The sequence below is a fragment of the Microvirga sp. P4_A5 genome (genome assembly GCF_056402495.1).
In genome coordinates, this window is the sequence record NZ_JBFUHH010000004.1 from 42600 (window position 1) to 68072 (window position 25473).

General features: G+C 61.5%; 20 protein-coding genes. 11 read left to right on the forward strand and 9 right to left on the reverse strand.

Annotated elements, in window-relative coordinates; all coding sequences use genetic code 11:
• From bcsA to AC1DVM_RS02680, 3 genes are all read right to left on the reverse strand, one after another.
• Nucleotides 1-2211: a UDP-forming cellulose synthase catalytic subunit gene (bcsA, locus tag AC1DVM_RS02670; protein WP_477251811.1), complete on the reverse strand. Its 2211-nt coding sequence runs from the start codon at nt 2209-2211 to the stop codon at nt 1-3.
• 146 nt (nt 2212-2357) lie between these two features.
• Nucleotides 2358-3116 (reverse strand): cellulose biosynthesis protein BcsN, encoded by a 759-nt coding sequence (bcsN, locus tag AC1DVM_RS02675; RefSeq protein WP_477251813.1) that lies wholly within the window; start codon nt 3114-3116, stop codon nt 2358-2360.
• A gap of 445 nt (nt 3117-3561) precedes the next feature.
• Nucleotides 3562-4053: a Cif family virulence factor gene (locus AC1DVM_RS02680; protein WP_477251815.1), complete on the reverse strand. Its 492-nt coding sequence runs from the start codon at nt 4051-4053 to the stop codon at nt 3562-3564.
• A gap of 196 nt (nt 4054-4249) precedes the next feature.
• Between AC1DVM_RS02680 and AC1DVM_RS02685 the strand changes: the two genes are divergently transcribed.
• Complete coding sequence (locus AC1DVM_RS02685; RefSeq protein ID WP_477251817.1) at nt 4250-5026, forward strand: SDR family oxidoreductase; 777 nt, start codon at nt 4250-4252, stop codon at nt 5024-5026.
• Nucleotides 5027-5055: 29 nt separating this feature from the next.
• On the opposite strand, the gene AC1DVM_RS02690 is transcribed toward AC1DVM_RS02685, so the two are convergent.
• Nucleotides 5056-6048, reverse strand: coding sequence for a hypothetical protein (locus tag AC1DVM_RS02690; protein WP_477251819.1), 993 nt, complete (start codon nt 6046-6048; stop codon nt 5056-5058).
• 16 nt (nt 6049-6064) lie between these two features.
• Nucleotides 6065-7036 (reverse strand): extracellular solute-binding protein, encoded by a 972-nt coding sequence (locus tag AC1DVM_RS02695; RefSeq protein WP_477251821.1) that lies wholly within the window; start codon nt 7034-7036, stop codon nt 6065-6067.
• A 113-nt stretch (nt 7037-7149) separates the two neighbouring features.
• On the opposite strand from AC1DVM_RS02695, the gene AC1DVM_RS02700 reads away from it, so the two are divergent.
• The 3 genes from AC1DVM_RS02700 to AC1DVM_RS02710 all read left to right on the forward strand — a co-directional run bounded on the left by AC1DVM_RS02700 (nt 7150) and on the right by AC1DVM_RS02710 (nt 11299).
• Entirely contained in the window at nt 7150-8229 is a 1080-nt protein-coding gene (locus tag AC1DVM_RS02700; RefSeq protein ID WP_477251823.1) for an ABC transporter ATP-binding protein, read from the forward strand.
• Nucleotides 8226-9878 (forward strand): ABC transporter permease, encoded by a 1653-nt coding sequence (locus AC1DVM_RS02705; RefSeq protein WP_477251825.1) that lies wholly within the window; start codon nt 8226-8228, stop codon nt 9876-9878. Before AC1DVM_RS02700 ends, AC1DVM_RS02705 begins: the two co-directional genes overlap by 4 nt.
• 218 nt (nt 9879-10096) lie before the next feature.
• Nucleotides 10097-11299, forward strand: coding sequence for a multidrug effflux MFS transporter (locus AC1DVM_RS02710; RefSeq protein WP_477251827.1), 1203 nt, complete (start codon nt 10097-10099; stop codon nt 11297-11299).
• On the opposite strand, the gene AC1DVM_RS02715 is transcribed toward AC1DVM_RS02710, so the two are convergent.
• Nucleotides 11296-12198, reverse strand: a complete 903-nt coding sequence (locus AC1DVM_RS02715; RefSeq protein WP_477251829.1) for a LysR family transcriptional regulator — start codon at nt 12196-12198, stop codon at nt 11296-11298. The genes AC1DVM_RS02710 and AC1DVM_RS02715 overlap by 4 nt on opposite strands.
• A 133-nt stretch (nt 12199-12331) precedes the next feature.
• On the opposite strand from AC1DVM_RS02715, the gene AC1DVM_RS02720 reads away from it, so the two are divergent.
• Both AC1DVM_RS02720 and AC1DVM_RS02725 read left to right on the forward strand, forming a co-directional pair.
• The gene (locus AC1DVM_RS02720; protein ID WP_477251904.1) at nt 12332-13531 is read left to right on the forward strand and encodes an acyl-CoA dehydrogenase; all 1200 of its coding nucleotides are present in this window, start codon (nt 12332-12334) and stop codon (nt 13529-13531) included.
• A 17-nt stretch (nt 13532-13548) separates the two neighbouring features.
• On the forward strand, nt 13549-14724 hold the full coding sequence (locus AC1DVM_RS02725; protein ID WP_477251831.1) for a CaiB/BaiF CoA transferase family protein: 1176 nt from the start codon (nt 13549-13551) through the stop codon (nt 14722-14724).
• 6 nt (nt 14725-14730) lie between these two features.
• On the opposite strand, the gene AC1DVM_RS02730 is transcribed toward AC1DVM_RS02725, so the two are convergent.
• Nucleotides 14731-15297 carry a TetR/AcrR family transcriptional regulator gene (locus AC1DVM_RS02730; protein ID WP_477251832.1) on the reverse strand — a complete coding sequence of 189 codons (567 nt, stop codon included), beginning with the start codon at nt 15295-15297 and terminating at the stop codon, nt 14731-14733.
• A gap of 154 nt (nt 15298-15451) precedes the next feature.
• Here AC1DVM_RS02730 and AC1DVM_RS02735 point away from each other — a divergent pair, with 154 nt between their 5' ends.
• Both AC1DVM_RS02735 and AC1DVM_RS02740 read left to right on the forward strand, forming a co-directional pair.
• The gene (locus AC1DVM_RS02735; protein WP_477251834.1) at nt 15452-16585 is read left to right on the forward strand and encodes an efflux RND transporter periplasmic adaptor subunit; all 1134 of its coding nucleotides are present in this window, start codon (nt 15452-15454) and stop codon (nt 16583-16585) included.
• Nucleotides 16586-16594: 9 nt separating this feature from the next.
• On the forward strand, nt 16595-19687 hold the full coding sequence (locus tag AC1DVM_RS02740) for an efflux RND transporter permease subunit (RefSeq protein ID WP_477251835.1): 3093 nt from the start codon (nt 16595-16597) through the stop codon (nt 19685-19687).
• Between the two features lie 52 nt (nt 19688-19739).
• Here the strand turns inward: AC1DVM_RS02740 and AC1DVM_RS02745 are convergent, their stop codons facing one another.
• Both AC1DVM_RS02745 and AC1DVM_RS02750 read right to left on the reverse strand, forming a co-directional pair.
• Nucleotides 19740-20192 (reverse strand): Fur family transcriptional regulator, encoded by a 453-nt coding sequence (locus AC1DVM_RS02745; RefSeq protein WP_477251837.1) that lies wholly within the window; start codon nt 20190-20192, stop codon nt 19740-19742.
• 174 nt (nt 20193-20366) lie between these two features.
• On the reverse strand, nt 20367-20861 hold the full coding sequence (locus AC1DVM_RS02750; RefSeq protein ID WP_477251839.1) for a Fur family transcriptional regulator: 495 nt from the start codon (nt 20859-20861) through the stop codon (nt 20367-20369).
• Between the two features lie 577 nt (nt 20862-21438).
• Between AC1DVM_RS02750 and urtA the strand changes: the two genes are divergently transcribed.
• From urtA to urtC, 3 genes are all read left to right on the forward strand, one after another.
• Nucleotides 21439-22689: an urea ABC transporter substrate-binding protein gene (gene urtA / locus AC1DVM_RS02755; RefSeq protein WP_477251905.1), complete on the forward strand. Its 1251-nt coding sequence runs from the start codon at nt 21439-21441 to the stop codon at nt 22687-22689.
• A 61-nt stretch (nt 22690-22750) separates the two neighbouring features.
• Nucleotides 22751-24343, forward strand: coding sequence for an urea ABC transporter permease subunit UrtB (gene urtB, locus AC1DVM_RS02760; protein WP_477251841.1), 1593 nt, complete (start codon nt 22751-22753; stop codon nt 24341-24343).
• Nucleotides 24340-25473: an urea ABC transporter permease subunit UrtC gene (gene urtC / locus AC1DVM_RS02765; protein WP_477251842.1), complete on the forward strand. Its 1134-nt coding sequence runs from the start codon at nt 24340-24342 to the stop codon at nt 25471-25473. Before urtB ends, urtC begins: the two co-directional genes overlap by 4 nt.

Consider the following 25473-nt stretch of genomic DNA (forward strand, 5'->3'; position numbering starts at 1 on the left):
CTATTTCGACGCGGCCGTCGCCGCGGCCGGCGCGAGCGTGGGAGCCGGTGAGTTGGATGCGCCTAGCTTCTGGAGGCCCAGCATGTAGGCGAGCCCCCGCCCGGTTTGATAGATGGCGACGGTCAGGAACCACAGGGTCCCGCGCAGGATGCCGATGTCCTGATGCCGGCGCTTCTGGAAATGACTCCACTGTTCCGCGTTGGCGAAAACGAGGTCGGCGATGAGTTGGTGATGCTCGGGCGTCTCTGTCAGGAAACGACAGCCGATCAGGACGCCCTTGTCGTCCATGCTCATCTTTCGGACTTCCATGGGCATCTGATTGATGGGCAAATCCGTATGCGGGGTGAATTCCAGCGTTCCGAGCGCGCCTCGCTTCAGGCCGGGCAGCGCCGACTGCGCGAGCTGCATGCTGAGACCGCCCACCGAAACGTCGCGAATCATCGCATCGACCGCCTTGTCGCCCATGAGGAATCGCGCCGGCCGGTCCGCCCGCACCCGGTGGCTCTGACGCCGCGTCGCTCTTTCGGAGACGACGCCAAGCGCGCAGCCCGCGATGATGAGGTTCAGGAGGTTCCAGGCGCCTGTCACCAGCGTGACGTCGGCCTTGTAGGGTTCGGCCCAGAGCCGGACCGCCGTGGCGATGACGCCCAGCACGAGAATGCCGAATATGATGAAGAACGGCGCGCCGAGTTCCGACACGCGGCTCTTGTCCATTGCCTCGTTCTTCGACGTCACCTTGAAGGTCGGCTTGCTGGGATTAGCGATCACCGACAGGATGGCGGGCAGCAGATAGATGGTCTGGATGAACTCATAAAGGTCCGAAATCCATGGCCAGCGGTAGCGACCATAGAGATAGTTCTGCATCATGAAATTCACCATCATGTAGGTCGACGTGTAGGCGAGGAACTCGCCTCCCGACGCGGTGAAGATTTCCATGGAGAAGAACAGGTAGCAGAGCGGGGAGACCAGAAAAGCAAACCGCGTGAACGGGAACAACCAGAACAATGTACTCGACATGTAGCAGAGCCGTTGCGGCAGCGAGAGCCCACGCTTCAGCGGCGGGAAACGGTAGCGCAGGATCTGGATCATGCCCTGCGCCCAGCGCGAGCGCTGACCGATGAAGCTGGCGAAACTGTCGGGCTGCAATCCGGCGATCAGCGGCTTGTCCACGTAGATGCTTTTCCACCCGCGCGAATGAAGTTCGAGCGCGGTCTCGCAATCTTCCGTGATGCTGACGCCGCTGAACCCGTTGGTTTCCTGTAGCGCTTCACGCCGCAGCACCGCCGCCGAGCCGCAGAAGAACGCGGCGTTCCATTTGTCCAACCCGCGTTGAATGACGCCGTAGAACATTTCGTTCTCGGACGGCATGGTCTGAAACGTGCCGAGGTTGCGCTCGACCGGGTCGGGATTGATGAAGAAATGCGGCGTCTGGACGAGAAAGAGGTTCTTTTCCGTGGTAAAATGTCCGACGGTTTCCTCAAGGAACGAGCGCGCGGGCGCATGATCCGCGTCGAACACCGCCACGAGGTCGCCGGTCGAATGCTCGAGTCCGTTGTTCAGATTGCCGGCCTTGGYGTGCTCGTTGCGCGCGCGCGTCAGGTAATTGACACCGAGTGCGGCGCAAAGTGCTTGCAATTGGACGCGCCGGATGCGGGCCTGCGCCGCCGCGGCGGCATCCGTCGAGTCGCATTTCTGATCCGTCCCGCCGTCGTCGAGCAGCCAGACCGTCATTTTTCCTGCGGGGTATGACATGGCCTTTGCGGCGGCGAGCGTCGTCGCCAGGAGGTCCGCATCCTCGTTGTAGGATGGGACGAAGACATCAACGCTGGGTGCGCTCTCCGGATCGAGCCGTGGCGCGCGCCGGGACGGGAGCGGGCTGGAAACCACGAAAAGGCTCAGGAAGAGCATGACGACGCAATACATCTCGGCGCAGTAGAGAAGGATTGCTGGAATGTAGTTCCCGATTTCCGTGATCGGCGGCAGCGTGCTGGTCGTGCGCCAAAACACGTAGCGCAGCACGATCGCCGTCCCAAGCGCCAGGCCGAAGAGCCGCCAGATTCCTTGCGCTTTGAAGAACTTCAGGACGATCATGCAGGAAACCACGACGAGACCGGCGATGAGGTGGGCCTGCAGATTGATGGGGAGCGCCACCAGCAAGAAGATCAAAGCAGCCGCGACGCCCCAAAACGCCACGATGAAACCCTTTTTCATCAGTTCTCGATCTCTGTTCGGTTTTCCCTACGGCACATGCCACGCATAAGCCAAGGAATACGGGCGGTCTACGGATAACTGACCCGCGGATGTGTCCCAGTTCCATTGTCGTAGATGATTGCTGCGGACACGGTCTGCAGGTTCAATCATGGGGGTGGGGGAACGACCGGGTAACCGCGTAGCGGCTCGTGGCGAACCGCCGGCGCCGGCGCGGGAGCCGCCGCTTCGGTGTCCTTCAACACAGGTCGCACGACCTGCCGACGGACGACAACGGCGGGCGGGCGGACCGGCGGCTTGGAGCCGAATTCACCCGACGCCAACGGGTTGAGAGGTGCGTCAAGCTCGCCGAGAGACGCCGAAACCGGGGGCGCCTCGCCGTACGGGTTCCAGTCGGCCGAGGAGAAATAAGCAGAGATCGTGTAGCTGTACATGGTGCGCAGAAGCTGCTCTTCGGTGGCCTCGGCGTCGCAGAGGCGCAGGCGCACCGAGACGGCCCCGCCCGGCGTCAGAATCGCCGGGCTCGTCGGCTCGATCTGCTGCCATGCATAAAGGCAAAGGTCGCCGACGGACGACCGGCCGGTCGCGAACCCGAAGGGCCCGTACTTGTTCTGGGCATAGAACAAGGAGGTGCGCATGGGGACACCCGGGAGCCTGTCTTCCATTTCGGTTTCGACGAGCGCGGGCGTGACACGCTTGAGGCGCAGGGTGTCGTCGATCTCGGACAATGTGTCCAAGTCGTTGATCATGCTGACATAAAAAGCGTTCTGTCCGGGCGTGGCCGAGGCTGTCGAAAGGGCGATCTCCTGCGTGACGCCATTCAGGAACTTGCGTTCCACCACCGCGACCACAGAGGGTCCGCCGGGCGGCGGCAGGATGACGGCTTTGGTCGCCGGCACTTCGCTCATGAGGGTCGCAAACCGCAGTTCGGATTGCGTCGAACAGGCTGCGACCAGCAACAAGGTGGAGATCAGCGGGAGCGTTCTCAGCCGGCGCCAACGACCGATCGCGGCGGGCAGAATTGAAACGGTTCGCGATGCCGGAGCTCCATCGCGATTGCCATTTATATTCTGTTGAAAGGTAAGAGACATGAACCCAATGATCTAACGCCTCCGGAGACCCGCAGGCGGCGCTGAATGAAGTGGCTCCACCCCTCCCCACGCCGAAGCGAAAGAAGAAGACCGCATCTTCACACATGCGCAATCATGGTTAACGAATGATAAAAACGAGATCGGAAACCTAGGAAAACTCAACGATAGCGCGGGCCGTCCAAAGGCAATTGGGCGGTTCCGCGCCGCAGCGAAACACCGTTTCGCATGTTGATTTCCGGTGCGCCGCGAAATGCCGAGGCGGTCAGCCCTTGGTCGCACCCATCGGATTCGGCAGGTATCCCAGGAAACCGGCGATGCGCCATCGTCCCTCGACGCGACGACAGAAATAGAGGGTTTGCCAGCGCAAAACGACCGGCTCTCCGGTATGAGGGCGGATCGTGCCATCGAATTTCTTTCGCGCCATCGCGAAGTCCCCCATGATGTCGATGTCGTCGAGGCGGGTCAGGGCGAAGATCGCCTGCCGCAGCTCGGAATCGGCGATCCGGCCGTCCATCTCGTGCGCGCCGGCAAGCCAGGCCTCGCGATAGCGTGCGATATCCGCATAACGGGCGCGCCACGCATCAGGGTTGTCCGAAAAACCGGCGTCGATGCCGAAAAAGAGTTCGGGGGCGAAATCCTCGAAATGCGCATCCCAGTTGTGCGCCACATAGGCCTCGATGTCCCGACGGACGAGCATCTCCCAGATCGCCTGTCGGCTCTCATCGCTGATTGGAAAGGGATTCACGTCGGACATAAACGACCTTCCAGGGAGTTTTCGATCGGCAGTCTGATGGTTTCGCCACCCCGATGGAAGGGCGGTTCAGGGAAAAAATCACGCATACGAGGGTATCCTGCCGGGATGAGGACCGCGCCTCATTGTGGGTTCGAGAAGGGCGCAATAACATGCGGAGATCAGATTGCGATCTCTCCCGGTCAAAGTGGGGTGCTGAATGCTCAAGACCGTTCTGGTAACCGGCGCGGCTGGCGACATCGGACGGGCGCTTTGTGCGCGTTTCCTGGCCGACGGCCATCGCGTGGTCATGCTTGATCGGGACGAAAGGGCGCTCGAAAACGCGGCGGACGCAATCGGACGGGGCAAGGCTCTGGCAATTGCTGTGGCGGACGTAACAGACCTGGCCGGTGTCAAAAGGGCCGTCGCCGAGGTCGAGGAGCGTTTTGGTCCGATCGACGTATTGGTGAATAACGCGGGCGCCGTGGTGAGCCCCACGCTCGCCTCGACCGATGAGGCAGCCTGGCTGGCGGACGTGGATCTCAACCTCAACGGCGCCTGGCGCTGCGTGCGCGCACTCCAGGACGGCATGATCGAGCGCCGCGAGGGCACTATTCTGAATATCTCGTCGGTCAACGGATCGGGCATCTACGGTTATCCCGCCTACAGCGCAGCGAAAGCCGGGCTTGAACAACTCACGCGCTTTCTCGCGGTCGAACTCGGTCGGTACAACATCCGCGCCAACGCCATCGCGCCAGGAAGTGTGAAGACGCAGGCCTGGAAGGCGCGGGTGGAAGCCAATCCGGAGATTTTCGAGCGGTTGAAGAAATGGTATCCGCTGGGCGACATCTGCGTGCCCGAGGATATCGCCGGGGTCGCGGCTTTCCTGATCGGTCCCGATGCACGCATGATTACCGGTGCGATCCTCCCTGTGGATGGCGGCCTGTCGGTTGGATCGACCACCATGGCGCGCGAGTTCTGCGGGGTGGAATTCTGATTGCGAACTGATCGGCTCGACCCGGTCGGCTAGAACCGGACCCCCAGATAGGTGCGGTCATCGGCCCAGGTGGTCCCGATAGACCCTTTCGGCGAGGCGTAAAGGACAACCTTGGCGGGATCATCCCGCTCGACCTCCGCGAAGGCCTTTTCCCACGCCGCGATCCCGAACCCGTTCCCGGGTTTGAAATAGCCGTCGGAGAAGATCTCGATGGACTTTACTTTATCGCGTGGGACGCTCTCGACCCGGATCAGGCTTTCGGGAACCGGAAACCCGTCGAGGCACGGGTAGCCGAGCACCGTCGAGGGGTCGTTCAGATAGCCTCCTTGCGCGTTGACGATCCCGCCGGTGACAAGGTTTTCAATCTCGCCTCGCGGCACGTGTGGGAGCGCTTCGACGTTCGCCGCAATGGCGAGTCGTTCGATTTCGGCGACATCTCCGGCCTCCAGCACACCTTCGAACCCATCGAGGGATTGGCGCGTCCCGTGCCATGTGATGCGGCGGGAAAACTGTTCTCGCAAGACCGGATCGGACGTTTTCCGGCCGATGATCGGCCATGCTATGCGCCGCAGCGTCGAGGTAATGAGATCGAGGTCCTTCTCCACGCGGAGGATGTCCTCGCCGTTGATGCGCACTCCGCTATCGCCGACCAGAACAACTTCCAGCGTCGTGTCCCTGACGAGGACGAGCGCGAGGGCCGCGGACAGGCGGACRTTCCAATCCGAGTGCACCTGCTCCCACATCCCGTGGGCCTCGTAAGCACGGGAGATTTCCGCCGTCAGCGCCTCGACGATGCGTATCGCCGGCGGCATCGGGCCGGGCGCGCTCAGCATGTGCTCAAGCGCGCCCTTGACGATCATGGCCGCATATTGCCCGGACAGGACACCTTCATAGCGGGTGCCCAGGCGGTCTGTGACCCCATCGATGACCGCATAGGCACGGCCTGGGAGGATCACGAGGCGATCCTCGTTCGATTGAGGCGCGGACGGGTCCTTTGCCTCGGAGAATGCCTCGATGATCATGGATGATGATCGCTCTTTAGCGGTTTTGCAGCGCTGCCTTCCACTTGGCGATCCAGTCGGCGCGGTTCTGCGCGACCTTCTTGATGTCGTACTCGACGAGTTTGACCTCGCTGATCGGCTTGAGGCCGGCCCCGGTCACATCGTTACGCACCGAACGACGCCCGATCTCGGACACGAGCTGCTCCTGGACTGGCTTCGACAGAAGCCAGTCGATGAACACCTTGCCGTTGTCCGGATGCGGAGCGCCTTTCACGAGAGCCACGCCGTCCGCGACGGTCGATGAGCCGTCGGCCGGATAGACGATGTCCACATTGCCGCCGCCCTTAACGTAGTCGAGGGCGTTGTCCTCGAGAGTCAGGCCCACGAGCGCCTCGCCGTCGTTGACGTAGCGCGGCACGGCGCCCGAGCTGTCGGACAGGTTGGTGTTGGCAAGGATCTTGTTGTTGACCTCCCAGCCCTTGTCGCCATAGGCGAGCAGCAYGGTCGCGAGCTGCTGGAACGATGAGCCCGAGGTGTCGGCACGTGCGGCCGATACCTTGCCCTTCCATTTCGCATCGCCCAGCTCGGCCCAGGTCTTGGGATAATCGGCCGGCTTCAGGTCTTTCTTGTTGACGGCCATCACCAGCAGAATGCCCGTATAGGGGATCCATTCCGGGCTGACCTTGTAGGCGGGGAGGAGAGCCGCATCGTCCTTGGGCTTGTAGGTCGCCAGAAGATCCTTGTTGTCTTCGAGCTGTTCGCCGCCGATGCTCCAGATGACGTCGGCTTTCGGCGCGGAGGATTCGGCCTTCACACGCTTGATGATGTCGCCCGAGCCGGCCTTGACGACGTCGACCTTGATCCCGGTCTCTTTCTCGAATTTCGGCACCAACGCGTCGACGATCGACGCCTTATGGGCGGTATAGACGACGACGGACTTGTCCTGCGCCATCGCCGCGACGCTCATGGACGCGAGAAATACGCCCGCAGTCAGGCCAGCTTTCAACATTATCTATCCTCCCAGGATCAGGTATCAAAGCGGCGGCATGTTGCTGAAAGCAATAAGTTTTGTAAAGTCGCCGGAACGTAAGGCGCAGGCCGGACAAAAAGCAGGAGCGGGGCGTGGCGGAGTTGAGAATCCAAGGGCTTGCCAAGAGTTACAAGGATGTGCGGGTCCTGGAAAGCATCGACCTCCATATCGCGTCGGGAGAATTCTTCACGCTGTTGGGCCCGAGCGGTTGCGGGAAGACGACCCTCCTGCGGACCATCGCGGGTTTTCAACAGCAGGATCGCGGCGAGATCATCGTCCGGGGCGTGAGAATTGACGACAAACCTGCCCACAAGCGCGACATCGGCATGGTTTTTCAAGATTATGCGATCTTTCCTCACCTGACGGTGGCGGAGAACGTCGCGTTCGGGCTGAAGGCTCGCTCCCTGCCGAAGGCCGAGATCGACCAGCGGGTCGATGAGAGCCTCAGGATGGTGCGTCTCGATGGATATCACGGCCGCTACCCCGCCGAGATGTCGGGAGGGCAACAGCAGCGAATCGGCCTTGCCCGCGCCATGGCGATCCGGCCCACGCTTCTGCTGATGGACGAGCCGCTTTCCAATCTCGACGCCAAGCTTCGCATCGAATTGCGCGAAGATATCCGCGATATCCAGCGCCGCCTGGGCATCACCACAATCTATGTGACGCATGACCAGGAGGAGGCGCTCGCCGTCTCGGACCGCATCTGCGTGATGAACAAGGGCAATGTCGAGCAGATCGGAACGCCCTATGAGATCTATCGCGAGCCGTTGCGGCGGTTTGCTGCGGGTTTCGTCGGAACGATGAATTTCCTGCCGGCCCGCGTCGAGGGAGGGCGTCTCACGGTCGGCCACCAATCCATCCCGTTCGCGGAGGCGAATGGTCAAAGCGCCACCGAGATCGCATTCCGCCCAGAAAACGTCATCCTGACCGACCAGGCCGTGGACGGAGAGACGCTGAGCCTGCGCGCAGACGTACGCAAGGTGACGTTTCTCGGTCGCGAGGCGCATTACATGCTGACGACTGAAGCGGGAGAGATCGTCGCCCAGGTCGCTGACCCGAGTGTCGATTTCATCGCCATGGAGGGCAAGCCCGTGCAGGTCCGCCTCCCCCTGTCGAAGATCGTGCTGTTTGATCGAAACGGGGATCTGGTCAGGACGGAATCCACCCCATGAGCCGGCGCTTTCGCTTCGACATCTGGACTTTTGTGCTGATCGGTTCCTGGGCGATCCTCCTGATCCTCCTGATCTGGCCGCTATCTTCCATTCTGCGCGCGAGTCTCATCGACAACGTCACGGGTGCGCCGTCACTCGTGCATTACGTGGAGATTTTCACCACGCGGGTCTACCAGCGCGCCATCACCAACACGTTCATCGCCGGGTTTGGCGGCATGACCGGCGCGCTTGTTCTCGGCGTCACGCTGGCCTTCGTGACCACACGGTTTCACATCTATGGACGCGCTCTGATCCAGACCCTCGCAGTCATCGCGTTGGTCTCGCCTCCGTTCATCGGCGCTTATGCGTGGATCGTGCTTTTCGGCGCCAGTGGTGTTGTGCGGAAGGGCCTCGACAGTATCGGGATTTCAATCCCGCCCATCTATGGCGTCGCGGGCGTCATCATGGTGTTCAGTCTCAAATTCTTTCCGCACGTCTTCCTGATCACGTCTGGCGCGCTTGGAGCGATCAACCGTTCGGTGGAGGAGGCGGCGGAGAGTTTGGGGGTGCCGCCTGCAAAGCGCCTGTTCAAGATCACGTTTCCCCTGATCCTGCCGGCGATTTCCGCAAGCGCTCTGCTCACCTTCGTGCTGTCGATCGCGGATTTCGGCACGCCCCGCATCATCGGGCGTGACTTCAACGTGTTGGCCACCGAGGCCTTCAACCTCTTCGGCGGGGAGGTCGGGGGCAATCCCGGAATGGCGTCGGCGCTCAGCATGGTGCTTATCGTCATCTCGATGACGATCGTGTTCGCCCAGCGATGGGTTTTGCGCCGCAACGTCTATCACAGCAACATGATCAAGAAGCCGGAGCGTCAGAGTGTCGAGGGAATGAAGTCGGCGGGCCTCCATGCGCTCGCCTACGGCATCGTGCTGCTCGGCGCATTGCCGGCCTTCATCGTTGTGCTGTTCTCGTTTCGCCGGACCAGCGGGCCGGTCTTCCAGCCCGGTATCAGCCTGCAGAGCTACCAGAAGGTGATCGCCACGGTCTCGGACCCGATCTGGAACACGCTCATCTTCTCGTCGATCGCCGTCGTCGCCATCGTGATTACCGGGACCCTCGTGGGATACCTGATCTCGCGCCGCCCCGGTATCGCCACCGGCGCGCTCGATGCGCTTCTGATGGTGCCCTACATCGTTCCGGGGATCGTCATGGGCATTGCGTTTATCACCCGCTTCAACGACCCGCCGCTGGCGCTCACCGGCACCGGCCTCATCATCATTCTGGCCGTCTATATCCGTCGTCTGCCTTATTCGGCGCGCTCGGTGGCGGCGGCGCTGAAGCAGGTCGGACCGAACCTCGAGGATGCAGCGGTGAGCCTGGGATATTCTCCCGGAAAGGCTTTCATGAAGGTGACGGTACCGTTGATCCTCCCCGGCATCATGGCGGGCGCACTCATGAGCTTCGTGACCGCCATGAATGAATTGTCCTCCTCGCTGGTCCTGTATGTCGGCCGCACCATCACGATGCCCGTCCGGATCTATCTGTCGGTGATGGATGGGGAATACGGCACGGCTTCCGCTCTGTCGACCATTCTGCTGAGCATGACCGTGGTGGCGGTTTACGCGGCATTCCATCTGTCAGGCCGGAAGGAAAGCGCCTTGCTCTGACCGGCAACGCGGCGATGATCGGCTTTCGACGCCGCCCCGTTACATTCTTTGACTTGACCTCTCACCTGCGAGGCCTAGAAACCGGTTGCGAGCTTGCAGACCGGCGTCTGCTCCTCTTCCCGACATTTCTCAGGCTGACCCGGCGCAGACCCTTTCCTTCCGGATCGTCCCACGTTTGACGTACCGCCCCAAGGCGGAGCGATGAAAAGCTGCCACTCATGAAATCCGCCTTTCTGCGAAACGCCATCGTTCTCGGAATGCTCTCGGCCATCGGGCCGTTCGCGATCGACATGTATCTGCCGGCCTTCCCCGCCATCGCCCGCGATCTGTCGGCGGATATCGGCGCGGTGCAGATGAGCCTGATGAGCTTTTTTCTCGCGGTGGCTCTCTGCCAGGTTCTCTATGGCCCCATTTCCGATCGCGTAGGCCGCAAACCGCCGATTTACTTCGGGTTGACGCTTTTTGTCATAGGCGGCATCGGGTGCAGCTTTGCGACGAGCGCCGAGGCTTTGATCGCCCTCCGCTTCGTCCAGGGCGTCGGAGCCTGCGCCAGCATGGTGATCACGCGGGCGATCATCCGCGATCTCCATACCGGCCACGAGGCGGCGCGGCTGATGGCCACCACGATGCTCGTCTTCAGCGTCTCGCCGATCCTCGCGCCGCTCGCCGGCAGCATATTGACCGAGTTGTTCAGCTGGCGCGTCATCTTCTGGGCCATTGCGCTCATCGGCGTCGGCGGACTGGCGGTCGTGGCCTTTCTTCTTCCCGAGACACGCACACCTGAAGCGCGGCAGGGCAGCATCGGCCAGGGGGGCGTCGGGAGTATCGCCCGCACCTATCTGGGTCTGGTGAAGGATCGGCGCTTTCTCGGGCTCGTGTTCATCGGCGGGTTGGGGCAGTCCAGCTTCTTTGCCTATCTGGCGGGGTCCTCGGTGGTTTTCATCGAGCATTTCGGCCTCAGGCCCTCTGCCTACAGCTTCGTATTTGCGACGAACGCCATCGCGTTCATCGGTGGCGCGCAGTTCAACTCTTTCCTGATGCGCCGGTTCGGTGCGGAGCGTGTGGTGCGTACGGCCGTATCGATTTTCGCCGCGCTCACGAGCCTGTTGCTGGTCCTGACGCTGGGCGGGCTGGATAACGGCTTTGTCCTTTGGGGCATGCTTTTCGCGGCGTTCGGCTGTCTCGGCCTCGTCATCCCGTCGACAGCCGTCCTCGCCCTCGAGGCCCATGGGGCGCATGCGGGCACCGCTTCGGCGCTGATGGGAACCTTGCAGCTCTGCACCGGGGCCTTCGTGATCGTTCTGGTCAGCGCCTTCTTCGACGGCACCGCCATGTCGATGGTGACGGCGATCGCCGGCTGCGGATTGACCGCCATGACGTTGAGCTGGGCCTTGCAGCGCCGGTCACCATCGTTTCGCTAGCCGGCGGCGCTCTCCCGGATCCAGTCTCGAAACGACCGTACGAGCGGCGCTTCGGCTTTCGGATCGGGATAGACGAGATAATAGGCCCCGCTGCTGACGAGGCTTTGGGGAAACACGATCTGCAGGCGACCGGATTGGAGTTCGTCCGCGATCAAGAACTGTGGGATCAGGCCGACGCCCAGGCCTGCGACCGCCGCCTGGGCCACCATGGCGAATTGCTCGAAGCGCGGCCCCCGTAAGGCATTGCCCATATCGACCCCGGCGCTCGCAAACCATTCGGCCCAACCGGTCGAGCGCGTGCTCTGCTGAAGGAGGGTGACGCGGGTAAGGTCGACGGGATCGGAGATCCGTTCCCGCCGCAGATAGGCTGGACTGCAGACCGGAACGCATTCCTCCCGCATGAGCAACTCGCATACCGCCCCAGGCCAATGAGGCTGGCCGAAATGGATGGCGGCGTCGAAAGGTTCGGCGGAAAAATCGAACGGAACGAGCCTGACCCCGAAATTGACCGTGACGTCCGGGTGGCGTGAAAGAAATTCTGGAATGCGCGGGATCAGCCAGCGGGTTCCGAATGTCGGCAGCACGGCCAGATTGAGAACACCGCTGGTGCCCGAGAGCGCAATCGCCTGCCGCGTCGCATCCGATAGGTCAGCGAGGGTCTGGCGGACTTGGGCGGCGTACATTCGCCCGACATCCGTCAGCACCACCCGCTGGCGGGTCCGGCTGAACAGGGACAGCCCGAGCGTCTCTTCCAGCTGCTGGATCTGCCGCGAGACGGCGCTCTGGGTCAGGCTGAGTTCTTCGGCGGCGCGCGAAACGGAGCTGTGGCGGGCCGTGGCCTCGAAGGCGAGAAGGTTGCCCACACTGGGAAGGAAACCGCGACGGAGCACCAAGTTCATTCCTTTTCAGAATAACCTGCTTCTAAGATGTCGATTTACATGACGGCTGTCCAGAGCCACTTTGCGCGCCAAATTCAACGGCTCGGCGTGTCCGATGTTGTCCGGCCGAGTCACCAGGAAAAGGATCAACATGATGTCAGGCGCACACAAGGAGCTCGCGAAGCTCCAGTGGCAGGACCCGCTGCTCATCGAGGATCTTCTGACCGACGACGAGCGGATGATCCGGGATACGGCGCGGGCCTACGCTCAAGAGAAGCTCCAGCCCCGCATCATCGAGGCCTATCGGGAGGAGAAGACCGACCGTTCCATCTTCAACGAGATGGGCGAGCTTGGCCTTCTGGGCGTCACCTTGCCCGAGGAATACGGGTGCGCGGGCGCCTCATACGTCTCCTACGGCCTCGTGGCGCGTGAGGTCGAGCGGGTCGATTCCGGCTACCGGTCGATGATGAGCGTGCAGTCGTCGCTCGTCATGTACCCGATCTACGCCTACGGCTCCGAAGACCAGCGCAAGAAGTACTTGCCGAAGCTCGCCAGCGGTGAATTCGTCGGGTGCTTCGGCCTCACCGAACCTGACGCCGGTTCCGATCCTGCCGGAATGAAGACCCGCGCCGAGAAGATCGATGGCGGATATCGGCTGACCGGCGCCAAGACCTGGATCTCCAATTCGCCGATCGCGGACGTGTTCGTCGTATGGGCGAAATCGGCCGCGCACGACAATGCGATCCGCGGCTTCGTGCTCGAAAAGGGTATGAAAGGCCTGTCCGCCCCCAAGATTGGCGGAAAGCTCTCGCTTCGAGCCTCCATCACCGGCGAAATCGTCATGGAGGGCGTCGAGGTCTCCGAGGACGCGCTCCTGCCCAACGTCTCGGGCCTCAAGGGCCCGTTCGGCTGTCTCAACCGGGCCCGCTATGGCATCTCCTGGGGTTCCATGGGCGCGGCGGAAGATTGCTGGCACAGGGCGCGGCAATACACCCTCGACCGCAAGCAGTTCAACCGACCGCTTGCTGCGACCCAACTCGTGCAGAAGAAGCTCGCCGACATGATGACCGAAATTACGCTCGGCCTCCATGCGTCCTTGCGGGTCGGACGTCTCTTCGACGAGGGCCGGGTAGCGCCTGAGATGATCTCCCTGGTGAAGCGCAACAATTGCGGCAAGGCGCTCGATATCGCGCGCGTGGCCCGCGACATGCACGGCGGCAACGGCATCCAGGAAGAATACCATGTGATGCGCCACGCCCAGAACCTCGAGACGGTGAATACCTATGAGGGCACCCACGACGTGCACGCCTTGATTCTGGGTCGCGCAATCACCGGATTGCAGGCGTTCTTCTAGGACAGGCGGATACATCGATGGATAAGCCGCTCGCAGGCCTGAAAGTGCTCGAACTCGCCCGCATCCTCGCGGGTCCCTGGGTCGGGCAATTGTTGGCCGACCTCGGGGCCGATGTGGTGAAGGTCGAGCGTCCCGGTGCCGGCGACGATACGCGCGGGTGGGGCCCGCCCTTCATCGAGGCGGCGGATGGCGGCGATCTCTCGGCTGCGTATTTCCATTCCTGCAACCGCGGGAAACGTTCGATCGCGGTGGATTTCGAGACGGTGGAAGGCCAGCGCCTGATTCGGGAGCTGGCGCTTCATGCCGACGTGGTAGTGGAGAACTTCAAGGTCGGGGGTCTCAAGAAATACGGCCTCGACTTCGAGAGCCTGAAGGCGGTCAATCCGCGCCTCGTCTATTGCTCGATCACCGGTTTCGGTCAGGACGGGCCCTACGCCTCACGCGCGGGCTACGACTTCATGATCCAGGGCATGGGCGGCATCATGGATCTGACCGGCGACCCCGAGGGGGAGCCGCAAAAGATCGGCGTGGCCTTCGCGGATATTTTCACGGGCGTCTATTCGGTCGTTGGCATTTTGGCCGCCTTGCGGGGACGCGACGAGACGGGCAGGGGCGCGCATCTCGACATGGCCTTGCTCGATGTTCAGACCAGCGTCCTCGCCAATCAGGCCATGAACTTTCTGGCATCGGGAAAAACGCCTCGCCGCATGGGCAATGCGCATCCCAACATCGTTCCCTATCAGGTCTTCCCGGTGGCGGATGGGCACGTGATCGTCGCCGTCGGCAATGACGGCCAGTTCGCCCGGTTCGCGACTGTTCTGGGAATGCCCGAGCTGGCGCAGGACGAGCGATTCCGGACCAATATGGGCCGTGTCGGCCACCGGCCCGAGCTGGTGCCGCTGCTGACCGCGCAGACCATCAAGGTCACGCGCGAATTCTTGCTTACGGCCTTGGAGGCGCAGGGGGTGCCGGCCGGTCCGATCAACAGCGTGGCAGACGTATTCGCCGACCCGCAGGTCATCGCACGCGGCATGAAGATCGATCTCCCCGCGGCCGCCGCGAAGACAGGCGCTATTCCGTCCGTGCGCTCACCTATCGTCATGAACGGCATGCCGATGTCCTCCGACCGGCCATCGCCGAGGCTTGGAGAGCATACTGACGAAATATTGAACGATCCCGCCTGGATGGGCTAAGCCGCCCTATTGGGCGATGCCTCTTTCGAGAAGCCGCGTGATGGAAGATGCGATCTGTTCGCGGTCGTCCTCGGAGAACGGGCTCAAATCGTGCATCTCGAAGCTGTTCAAGCCCTCGACGGCGAGCCACGCGATCAGGCAGGCGTCCAGATCGTCGGCAGTCGCCTTCATGTCCTCGAGGTTTTTCTGAATCACCTGGCGAACCGGCTCCAGGAGTGCCGGATTTTCCGACGAGGCGGCCAGCATTCCGTTGGCGACGTCCTTCATCTTGCCGGCTCGCATCTTCAGCAGCGCCGTGGTGCAGAGCCTGGCTTCCAGGTTTCTGCCTGCGGGCACATGCCCCCGAAGCGCCTCTTTCTCCGCCGACACTTCCTCGATCATGCGCTGGATCATGCCCTGCAGCAGAGCTTCCTTGTTGGGGAAATTGTAGAGCAATCCGCCTTTGCTCAGTCCTGCCCGTTCGGCCACGGCCTCGAGCGTAAGCCTGCCGGAGCCGATCGAGCCGACTAATTCGGCAGCGGCGTCGAGAATCTTCTCGCGGGAGCTTTTGCGCCCACGGACACAATTGAACATTCGCACCTCATATACACTCTTGCGCTGAACCGTCCAGACGGTATATAAAACGATCTCGTTGCCTTGGCGTCAAGTGAAACTTGAGGTATGGCAGCGCCTCCAGAACATTCAATCGTCGGCTGCAATCCGACGTCGGAACACGGATAAGCTCCCTATGAAACGGCGCATCGTAGTCACTCTCGTATTTGTCCTCGCGATCGGACTTTGCGCCGGACTGATCTGGTTCAACTTCTTCAAGGAGCGGATGATCAAGGACTTTTTTGCCAACATGAAGCCGCCCGCTCAGGTGGTCTCTTCGGCCAAGGTCGAGGCGAAAACATGGAATCCCGGGATCAGCGCCATCGGCACCGCACGCGCCGCCAACGGCGTCGAACTGGCGTTCGAAACCGCCGGCATCGTCAAGGAAATCAAGTTCAAGGCGAACCAGAACATCGCCAAGGGTGAGGTGCTGGTTCAGCTCGACGACACGGTGGAACGTGCCGACCTGCAGGACGTGCAGGCCAATGTCAAAACCGCCGAGAGCAATTTCGAGCGCGCCAAGACGCTTTCCACGCGTGGCTACGGCACGGAGGCGAATTTCGATCAGGCGAGCGCGCTTCTCGCGGCCGCTCGCTCCCGCCTCGCGCGCTTGCAGGCCACCATCGAGCAGAAAGCGCTGAAGGCGCCGTTCTCAGGAACGATCGGCATTCCGCGGATCGACGTCGGCCAGTACCTCCAGCCCGGTACCGTCATCGCCAGCTTCCAGGATCTCGATTCGATGAAGGTCGATTTCACGGTTCCGGAGCAGGTCGCGGCGGAGGTCAAGCTTGGTCGCGAAATTCGCGTCGGGGTGAGCGAGACAAAACTTCCCTTTACCGGAAAGGTGACGGGTAGGGACCCGCGCGTCGACCCCAAGACCCGGCTCGTTTCCGTGCAGGCGCTCGTGGAGGAAAACAAGGACGGAACGGTTCTGCCGGGCCAGTTCCTGCACGTCGAAGTCGTGCTGCCACCTGAGCCGAATGTCGTCACCGTGCCGCAGACCGCCGTCATCGCATCCCTGTATGGCGACTATGTCTTCACGATCGACGAAGAAGAGAAGGCCGGCGAAAAGGTGCTGGTCACCAAGCAGGTCTTCGTGAAAACCGGCCGCCGCCGGGGCGGCGTCATCGAGGTGGTGTCGGGCGTGAGCCCAGGCCAGCTCGTGGTCGCATCGGGACAGAACAAACTTCAGGCCGGTTCCACGGTCAAGATCAACAACAGCATCGATGTCACCAAGATCGATGCCACCAAACTTGCCAACGGGCAGTAGGCACACGTCATGAGTTTCACAGAACTCTTTATCCGCCGCCCCGTCTTGTCGATGGTGGTGAGCCTTCTCATTCTTCTGCTTGGCGCGCAGGGATTGATGAGCCTTCAGGTCCGTCAGTACCCGGAGGTCGAAGAAACCACCATCACCATCACCACGACCTATGTGGGCGCCAGCGCGGATCTGATGCAGGGCTTCATCAGCACGCCCATCGCCAAATCCGTGTCGAGCGCCGAAGGCGTCGATTACGTGACCTCGCAGAGCCGTCTCGGCGTCAGCACGGTCTCGGTCCGCATGCGTCTCAACACTGACCCGAACGCGGCGCTCACGGAAGTCACGTCAAAGGTTCAACAGGTGAGGGCGCAATTGCCGGCCGACGCCGAAGATCCCGTCATCATGAAGGGTACCGGCCAAACTTTCGCGCTGATGTACCTGACATTCGCCAGTTCGGAGATGAATTCCGAGCAGGTTTCGGAATTTCTAACCCGCGTGATCCAGCCTCGGTTCGCGACGCTTGAAGGTGTCGGCGGTGCCGAGATACTCGGTGGTCGCGAATTCTCGATGCGAATCTGGATGGATCCGCAGCGTCTTGCCGCGCGCGGCGTGACCGCGAGCGACGTGGTCACGGCCATCCGCGCGAGCAACTTCCTCGCGGCTCCCGGAAAGACCAAGAACGAGTTCGTCGCCTATGCGATCGAGATGCAGACGACGTTCCAGACGCCCGAGACCTTTGCCACGCTGCCGATTCGTTCGGACGGCGATCAACTGGTGCGCCTGCGCGACGTGGCCGACGTTGAGCTGGGCCCGAAGAGCACGGACACGAAGGTCAGCTTCAACGGCAAGGAAGGCACCTTCATCGGCATCACGCCGACACCGGCGGCCAATCCCTTGAGTGTCGCTGCCGAGGTGACAAAGGCCATCGACGACATCAGGCCGACCCTGCCAAAGGGCATGACGGTGCAGATCGTCTATGACGCCTCGAACTTCATTTCCGCGTCCATCGAAGAGGTGTTCAAGACAATCGGCGAGGCCGCACTGATCGTCATCGTGGTGATCCTGCTGTTCCTGGGCTCGTTCCGCTCGGTGCTGATCCCCATCGTGACAATCCCGCTCTCGCTCGTCGGTGTCTGCTTTGTGCTGTTCGTTCTCGGATACTCGATCAACCTGCTGACCCTGCTGGCCATGGTTCTCGCCATTGGTCTGGTGGTCGACGACGCCATCGTGGTGCTGGAGAACATTCACCGGCATATCGAGGAAGGGTTGAAACCCATCGACGCGGCCATTGTGGGCATGAAGGAGATCTTCGGCCCCATCGTGTCGATGACCATCACGCTGGCTGCCGTCTATGCGCCCATCGGTTTCACCCAGGGCCTGACCGGGACGCTGTTCCGCGAATTCGCCTTCACGCTCGCGGGCGCGGTGGTGATTTCAGGAATCATCGCCGTGACGTTGTCTCCGATGATGTCCGCCATGTTGCTGAAACCTCATGGCCACGGCGGCCAGAAGGGCTTCGCGGGCTTTGTGGATCGGACATTCTCCAAACTGGAGAACTGGTACGCTCGGCGCCTCTCGGGTTCGCTTGATTTCCGGCCCATCACGCTTCTCATCGTCGCGGCGCTCCTTGGCACGACCGCCTTCCTCTTCATGAAGACGCCGTCCGAATTGGCTCCTGAGGAAGATCAGGGCGCCTATTTGGGCCTCGTCAACACGCCCCAATACGCGACGGTCGATTATACCCAGGCGTTCGCCGCCGGCTTCACACGAGCCGGGGAGAAGATCCCTGAGATCGACGATACGTTCCTGATCGCCGGCATCGACGGCGGCGGCAGCGGCTTCGTGGGATTCAAGCTGAAGGAGTGGTCGCAGCGTTCGAAGAAGGGTGCTCAGACGAAGCAGGAGATTCAAAATCTCCTGAACGAGAACGCGGGCGTCCAGGCGTTCGTCTTCTCGCCGCCGTCACTTCCGGGTGCCGGTGGCGGACTTCCGATCCAGTACGTTCTGCGCACCATCGGCGATCCTGCGCAGGCGTACGAAGTGAGTGAGGAGGTGAAGCGGAAAGCGACCGCGTCGGGCAAGTTCATCGTCGTTGCAAACTCCGTCTCGTATCAAACTCCTCGCGCGCGCATCATCGTGGACCGGGACAGAGCGGCATCGTTGGGTGTTCCGGTGAGCGAGATCGGGACGACCCTCGGCGCGCTGGTCGGCGGTGCGTCGATCTCCAAGTTCGACCGCGACAACCGCAGCTATGATGTGGTCAGCCAGGTCCGGCAGGCCGACCGTCTCAATCCCGAGCGCCTCAGCGAGTACTTCGTGCGTGCTGCCGACGGATCCATGGTGGCCCTCTCTGCCCTGGTGCGAATCGAAACCGATGCCGCTCCCGCGGCCATCGAGCAGTTCAACCAGTTGAACTCCGCGACCCTGTCGGCGCTTCCCCTGCCAGGCGTCACCACATCCGAGGGGCTGGCGACGCTCCGGCAAATCGCTCGGGAAGTGATGCCGCAGGGCTTCTACGAGGATTATGCCGGACAATCCCGGCTCGAGGTACAGGAAGGAAGTTCGATCGCGCTCGCGTTCGGCCTCGCCATCATCGTGATCTATCTGGTGCTGGCGGCGCAGTTCGAGAGTTTCAGGGACCCCTTCATCATCATGATGTCGGTGCCGCTCTCGATGTTCGGGGCGATGATCTTCCTTAATATGGGGCTTGCCACGCTGAACATCTACACGGAGGTGGGGCTCATAACCCTCGTGGGTCTGATCACCAAGCACGGCATTCTGATGGTGGAGTTCGCCAACGACTACAAGGAGAAACACGGCGTCGACAATCGCCGGGCCATCGAAGAGGCGGCTCGGGTTCGCCTGCGTCCGATTCTCATGACGACAGCCGCCATGGTGCTGGGCGTCGCCCCCTTGCTTTACGCGAGCGGCGCGGGCGCGGCGGCGCGTTTCTCCATGGGTCTGGTGATCGCGTCCGGCATGTCGATCGGGACGATCTTTACGCTCTTCGTGGTGCCGATGTTCTACACCTACATCGCCCGACAGCCGAAGGTCGTCGAGAAAGCCGTGAAAGAACCCCTCGCTCCACCGCGGGCTTGGGCCGCCGAATAAACAAAAAGGCCGGGCATTGCCCGGCCTTTTTTAAGGCGTGACTTCGGGGAGATCAGCGAGCGCTCTCGCCCTCGACCTCAATGAAAGCCGACAGAGACTTGAATCCCGCTTGCTCGGCCGCGTGCTTCACCGCCTCCGCGACCTCCGCCGAATGAACCTCGACGGTCTTGCCAGTCTTGGTGCAAACGAACATCACCTTCATGGCGTTCACTTCCGGCTGTCCATGAGACACGATGTAGGAATTCTGCGTCGCGAGGCGGTGTACGAGACCGGCATCCCGAAGGAAGTCCAGCGCCCGGTAGATGGTCACCGGCGCAAGACGCTTCTTGTCGCTGCTGAGCCTGTCTACGAGATCATAGGCCCCCACCGGACCGCCGGTCTGGACCAGCTCGCGATAAACGCGCTCGCGAATCGGAGTGAGCCGGAGGTTGTTGGCTCTGCAGAGATCGTCGGCGCGCTGGAGGAGGGTCTCTTCTTCGTCTTTCCTAATGGCCCGGGCGTTCATGAAAATGGCTCCTGTAATAACAAATCCTATCCATTTATATAGGTAAAGGATCGACGGCACAATGTGGTATCGTTGCAATTTATGCTTGCATTATTGCCAATTGCAAAACTGACGGTGACATTTTTTGCAAGATCTCTACGCGCCTTCGGGGATGAAGCAGCCACCCCGATAATTTCAGCAATCGACTCCGCTCGCAACGCCAGCGCACGATTCGCAAAGGCCTCGCACCTCGATCGTGACCTTTTTCGGCGCGAATGCATTTGAGTCGCTCCAGCGCTCGAGCCGCTCGCCGATATGCGGGTCTGTAAACTCCGTCACCGCGCCGCACGCATCGCAGATGGCAAACGCCGCCATCTCGTGGTGATGCGAATGCCCGTGCTGGCAGGCCACATAGGCATTGAGGCTTTCCAGCCTGTGCGCGAGCCCCTTTTCGATCAGCTTGTCGAGCGAACGATAGATCGTCGGCGGCGTGACCGCGCCCTTAGAGCGCATTTTGTCGAGCACATCATAGGCCGAGAGAGGATTGCGCGCGGCTGTGAGAATGCGATGCACACGCTTCTGTGTGTCATTCAATTCCTCGATCGCATGGCTGTGCTGTTTCGAACTCATCAGATCCTGTCCGCGAAGCGTTTCCCACACAGAGAACGTGTCGGAATTGCGCTTTTCCATTCAATGACCTAGCGGGTCGCCAATCTCCTGTCACGCCCCGTCGACGCACCGGGACAATTGGGTCCCTCACGCTATTTTTTAACCTCTCCCCCGTCCGAGACGATCTGGCTCGCACGTGGCACCCGCGTGACCTTCGGCGGGTCGCTGGCGGGAAACGTGTCCTACAATTCCCGATCCAGTTCCCGGTCGAGATCCTCCGCTGTCCGCTCGTCAGGGTGAGGTTTGCGCGGCTCTTTGGGCATCGGACCTCTCCTTGGTTCGCGTCCGGCTTGACCGCCAGGTGTCAAAGGATGCCGTCACACCGAAGGCTCGTCAGCTTACGCCCTCAATGTAGCGACGATTTCAGCAGAGCCAAGGTTACCGACTGCCGACCGGCCCCCCGCCTTATGTTTGGGCACGCGCTTCATTTGTGAGCGGTCGCGCCCTCGCTCGCCGAGATGCCCCGGCGAGCGCCCCTCGGGAGCTTTCATGACGGCCAGTTGGCACGGTTGTTGCTTATCCATTCAAGGCTGCTCGGGGGCAGCGGGACAAGGAGACACCGATGTCGATTGCGAAGTGGACGAGAAGCAAACGGATCATGGCCGCGGCGCTGGCCGTATCGGCTGGCCTGATCAGCACAGCCGATGCGCAGGAGACGATCAAGGTCGGCGTGTTGCATTCCCTGTCGGGGACAATGGCGATCAGCGAGACGACGCTGAAGGACGCCATGCTTATGYTCATCGACGAGCAGAACAAGAAAGGCGGGGTGCTGGGCAAAAAACTCGAAGCGGTCGTGGTCGATCCTGCGTCGAACTGGCCGCTCTTCGCCGAGAAGGCGCGCGAACTCATCGCGAAGGACAAGGTCGCGGCGGTGTTCGGCTGCTGGACCTCCGTGTCGCGCAAATCCGTGCTGCCGGTGTTCAAGGAACTCAACAGCGTCTTGTTCTATCCCGTTCAGTACGAGGGAGAGGAAAGCGAGCGCAACGTCTTCTATACCGGCGCTGCGCCCAACCAGCAGGCGATCCCGGCCGTCGATTATCTGGCGAAGGAAGAGAAAGTCGATCGCTGGGTCCTGGCCGGCACCGATTACGTCTATCCCCGCACCACCAACAAGATCCTCGAAGCTTATCTGAAGTCGAAAGGCGTCAAATCCGAAGACATCATGATCAGCTACACGCCGTTCGGGCACGCGGACTGGCAGACCATCGTCGCGGATATCAAGAAATTCGGATCCGCCGGCAAGAAGACCGCTGTGGTGTCCACCATCAACGGTGATGCCAACGTACCGTTCTATAAAGAGCTCGCCAACCAGGGCGTGAAGGCGACCGATATTCCGGTCGTGGCCTTCTCGGTCGGCGAAGAAGAACTCGCCGGCATCGACACCAAGCCGCTGGTTGGACACCTGGCTGCGTGGAATTACTTCGAGTCCATCGACACCCCCGAGAACAAGGCCTTCATCGAAAAGTGGAAGGCGTTCACCAAGAACGAAAAGCGCGTCACCAACGATCCGATGGAAGCCCATGTGGTCGGCTTCAACATGTGGATCAAGGCCGTCGAGAAAGCCGGCAGCACGGAGGCCGACAAGGTGATCCCGGCCATCGTCGGCGTCCAAGTGCCCAACCTGACGGGTGGTATCTCCGAGATGCTTCCGAACCACCACATCTCGAAACCCGTCTTCATCGGCGAGATCAAGGACGACGGTCAGTTCGACGTCGTGTGGAAGACGGAGGGCCTCGTCCCTGGCGATGCCTGGTCGAAGCATCTCGATGGTTCGAAAGACCTGATCGCAGATTGGAAATCGCTCAATTGCGGCAACTACAACACCGTCACGAAAAAGTGCGGCGCCTGAGCATTCGACGAGGGGCGGCCAAGCGCCGCCCCTCCGTGTCATTCTACTCCGAGGCTCCGGCATGGTGAATCTCCGTAGCGGATTAGTGGCGCTGTTCGCGGTTCTCCTGATGGCTTTGCCAACGGCGACCCGGGCCGGGCAGTTGGACGACGCGTTGCTGAAATTCACCCACGACACCTACTCGGATACCGAGGCGGCCGTTGCGGGCGTCGCGGAAAGCGGGCAGCCCCGCGCCGAAGCGATCATCGGGGCATTGCAGGCCGGCCTTTTGTTCGCCGGGAACGGGAAGGTCGTCATTCGCGACCCATCGGGCGCCTTCTTCGATGCGGCGAGTGGTGAGGCTATGCGCGCCACCTCGTTCAAGCCGGTACGCGTCAACAATCGCGTGCGGCGCGCCATCGAGGCGGCCCTTGGCGGATTGACCCTCCTGAATCCCGATCCCCGCAAACGGATGGATGCTTCAGCGGCCGTCTTTCGCGCCCGCGACAGCGCCGTATTGCCTTTGCTCGACAAGGCTCTGGCGCAAGAGAGCGACCAGCGCGTGAAGGTGGCGATGATCGAGGCGCGCGCAGCGATCATCCTCAACCAGCCCGATTCATCTCCCGCCGATCGCCTTGCGGCGGTTGCGACGCTTCGCAATCTTGGAAACCAGAACGCACTCGCTCTTCTGACGACGATGCCCGTCGGTGCCACGCCGGAATTGAATGAGGCGGCGCGAACGGCGGCTGAGGCGATCTCGGCAAACCTGACACTCTGGAGCGCCGCGCAGAACGTCTGGTACGGACTGTCCCTCGGTTCCGTCCTGTTGCTCGCGGCGATCGGGCTGTCGATTACCTTCGGCACCATGGGTATCATCAACATGGCGCATGGCGAAATGGTGATGATCGGCGCCTACACGACTTTCGTGGTTCAGGAGTTGATCCGAACTCACGCACCCGGCCTATTCGGCGCTTCGCTGTTCATCGCCCTGCCGTTGGCTTTCCTGATTGCCGGATTGATCGGCGTTGCCATCGAACGGTTGGTCATCCGGTTTCTCTATGGCAGGCCGCTGGAGACTCTGCTTGCCACCTGGGGTCTGTCACTCATGCTGCAGCAGGCTGTCAGGACCATCTTTGGGCCCAGCAACCGGGAGGTGGGTACACCCGATTGGATGAGCGGCGCCGCGCAGATCGGCGGGCTCAGCCTGACCTATAACCGGATCGCCATCGTGATCTTCGCGTTCGCTGTCTTTGCGGCGCTGCTCCTGGTCCTGCGCTTCACGACGCTCGGTCTCCATATGCGCGCGGTGACGCAGAACCGGCGCATGGCGGGATCCGTGGGCATTCGCACGAATCGCGTCGACGCGCTGGCGTTCGGTCTCGGCTCGGGAGTCGCCGGCATAGCCGGCGTAGCGCTTTCCCAGATCGACAATGTCAGCCCAAACCTTGGTCAAGGCTATATCATCGACAGCTTTCTGGTGGTGGTTTTCGGAGGTGTGGGGAATCTTTGGGGTACGTTGGTCGGCGCGATGACGCTGGGCGTCGCCAATAAGCTGCTGGAGCCTTATGCCGGCGCGGTGCTGGGCAAGATCCTGCTGCTGGCGGCCATCATTCTCTTCATCCAGCGGCGCCCGCGCGGATTGTTTGCCCTCAAAGGGAGGGCCGCGGAAGCATGAATGCCGGGCCCTTGTTCAACCGTCAGGCCAGAATCGTTCTCTCACTGCTGGCACTCGCCGCCATCCTCGTTCCAATATTCAATCTCGTGCCGGGGCCGGGCTCCGCATGGCATTTGTCGGATCACCTGATTCCGTTGTTCGGCAAATATCTATGCTTTGCGCTGCTGGCTCTCTCGGTCGATCTGGTTTGGGGTTTCTGCGGCATTCTCTCGCTTGGCCACGGTGCATTTTTTGCACTCGGCGGATATGCGATGGGAATGTATCTCATGCGACAGGTCGGCTCGCGCGGGGTCTATGCCAATCCCACCTTGCCTGACTTCATGGTATTCCTGAACTGGACCGAGCTTCCGTGGTTCTGGCAGGGCTTCAATCACTTTCCGTACGCAGCTCTCATGATGCTGGCCGTGCCAGGCATCATCGCGCTGGTTTTCGGATGGTTCGCCTTCCGCTCCCGTGTCACCGGCGTCTACCTTTCGATCATGACGCAGGCCATGACCTTCGCGCTGATGCTCGCCTTCTTTCGAAACGACATGGGCTTTGGCGGCAATAACGGCCTCACCGATTTCAAGGAAATTCTCGGGTTTTCCGTTCAGGAGAGATCGACGCGCGTTGCGCTCTTCGTTCTGTCCGCATGCGCGCTTGCGTCGGGCTATGTGATCTGCAGGTGGGTCGTGGTCTCCAAATTCGGCAAGGTTCTGGTGGCTGTGCGCGACGCGGAGAGCCGGACACGGTTTCTCGGGTACCATGTGGAGCAATACAAACTCGCGGCCTTCACCCTCTCGGCCATGCTGGCCGGTCTCGCCGGTGCGCTCTATGTGCCCCAGGTCGGCATCATCAATCCTGGCGAGTTCGCGCCTGCCAATTCCATCGAGGCGGTGATCTGGGTCGCGGTCGGCGGTCGCGGCACGCTTGCGGGCGCAATCCTGGGCGCTCTGGCTGTCAACGCGGGCAAGACATGGTTCACGGGAGCCCTGCCCGAATACTGGCTCTTCGCGCTCGGCGGATTGTTCGTTTTCGTCACGCTCTTCATGCCCAAGGGATTGCTCGGCGTCGTCGGTGACGTTCGGCGGCGAACGCGATCCAGCGACGCAGTCGTGCCGGCAGAAGTCGCATCCCAGGCGGCGGAATAG

Coding starts and splice junctions, on each gene's coding strand:
- bcsN (WP_477251813.1), bottom strand. CDS start 3,116: ATGAGCGAAGTGCCGGCGACCAAAGCCGTCATCCTGCCGCCGCCCGGC.
- AC1DVM_RS02680 (WP_477251815.1), bottom strand. CDS start 4,053: ATGTCCGACGTGAATCCCTTTCCAATCAGCGATGAGAGCCGACAGGCG.
- AC1DVM_RS02685 (WP_477251817.1), top strand. CDS start 4,250: ATGCTCAAGACCGTTCTGGTAACCGGCGCGGCTGGCGACATCGGACGG.
- AC1DVM_RS02705 (WP_477251825.1), top strand. CDS start 8,226: ATGAGCCGGCGCTTTCGCTTCGACATCTGGACTTTTGTGCTGATCGGT.
- AC1DVM_RS02710 (WP_477251827.1), top strand. CDS start 10,097: ATGAAATCCGCCTTTCTGCGAAACGCCATCGTTCTCGGAATGCTCTCG.
- AC1DVM_RS02715 (WP_477251829.1), bottom strand. CDS start 12,198: ATGAACTTGGTGCTCCGTCGCGGTTTCCTTCCCAGTGTGGGCAACCTT.
- AC1DVM_RS02720 (WP_477251904.1), top strand. CDS start 12,332: ATGTCAGGCGCACACAAGGAGCTCGCGAAGCTCCAGTGGCAGGACCCG.
- AC1DVM_RS02725 (WP_477251831.1), top strand. CDS start 13,549: ATGGATAAGCCGCTCGCAGGCCTGAAAGTGCTCGAACTCGCCCGCATC.
- AC1DVM_RS02730 (WP_477251832.1), bottom strand. CDS start 15,297: ATGTTCAATTGTGTCCGTGGGCGCAAAAGCTCCCGCGAGAAGATTCTC.
- AC1DVM_RS02735 (WP_477251834.1), top strand. CDS start 15,452: ATGAAACGGCGCATCGTAGTCACTCTCGTATTTGTCCTCGCGATCGGA.
- AC1DVM_RS02740 (WP_477251835.1), top strand. CDS start 16,595: ATGAGTTTCACAGAACTCTTTATCCGCCGCCCCGTCTTGTCGATGGTG.
- AC1DVM_RS02745 (WP_477251837.1), bottom strand. CDS start 20,192: ATGAACGCCCGGGCCATTAGGAAAGACGAAGAAGAGACCCTCCTCCAG.
- AC1DVM_RS02750 (WP_477251839.1), bottom strand. CDS start 20,861: ATGGAAAAGCGCAATTCCGACACGTTCTCTGTGTGGGAAACGCTTCGC.
- urtB (WP_477251841.1), top strand. CDS start 22,751: ATGGTGAATCTCCGTAGCGGATTAGTGGCGCTGTTCGCGGTTCTCCTG.
- urtC (WP_477251842.1), top strand. CDS start 24,340: ATGAATGCCGGGCCCTTGTTCAACCGTCAGGCCAGAATCGTTCTCTCA.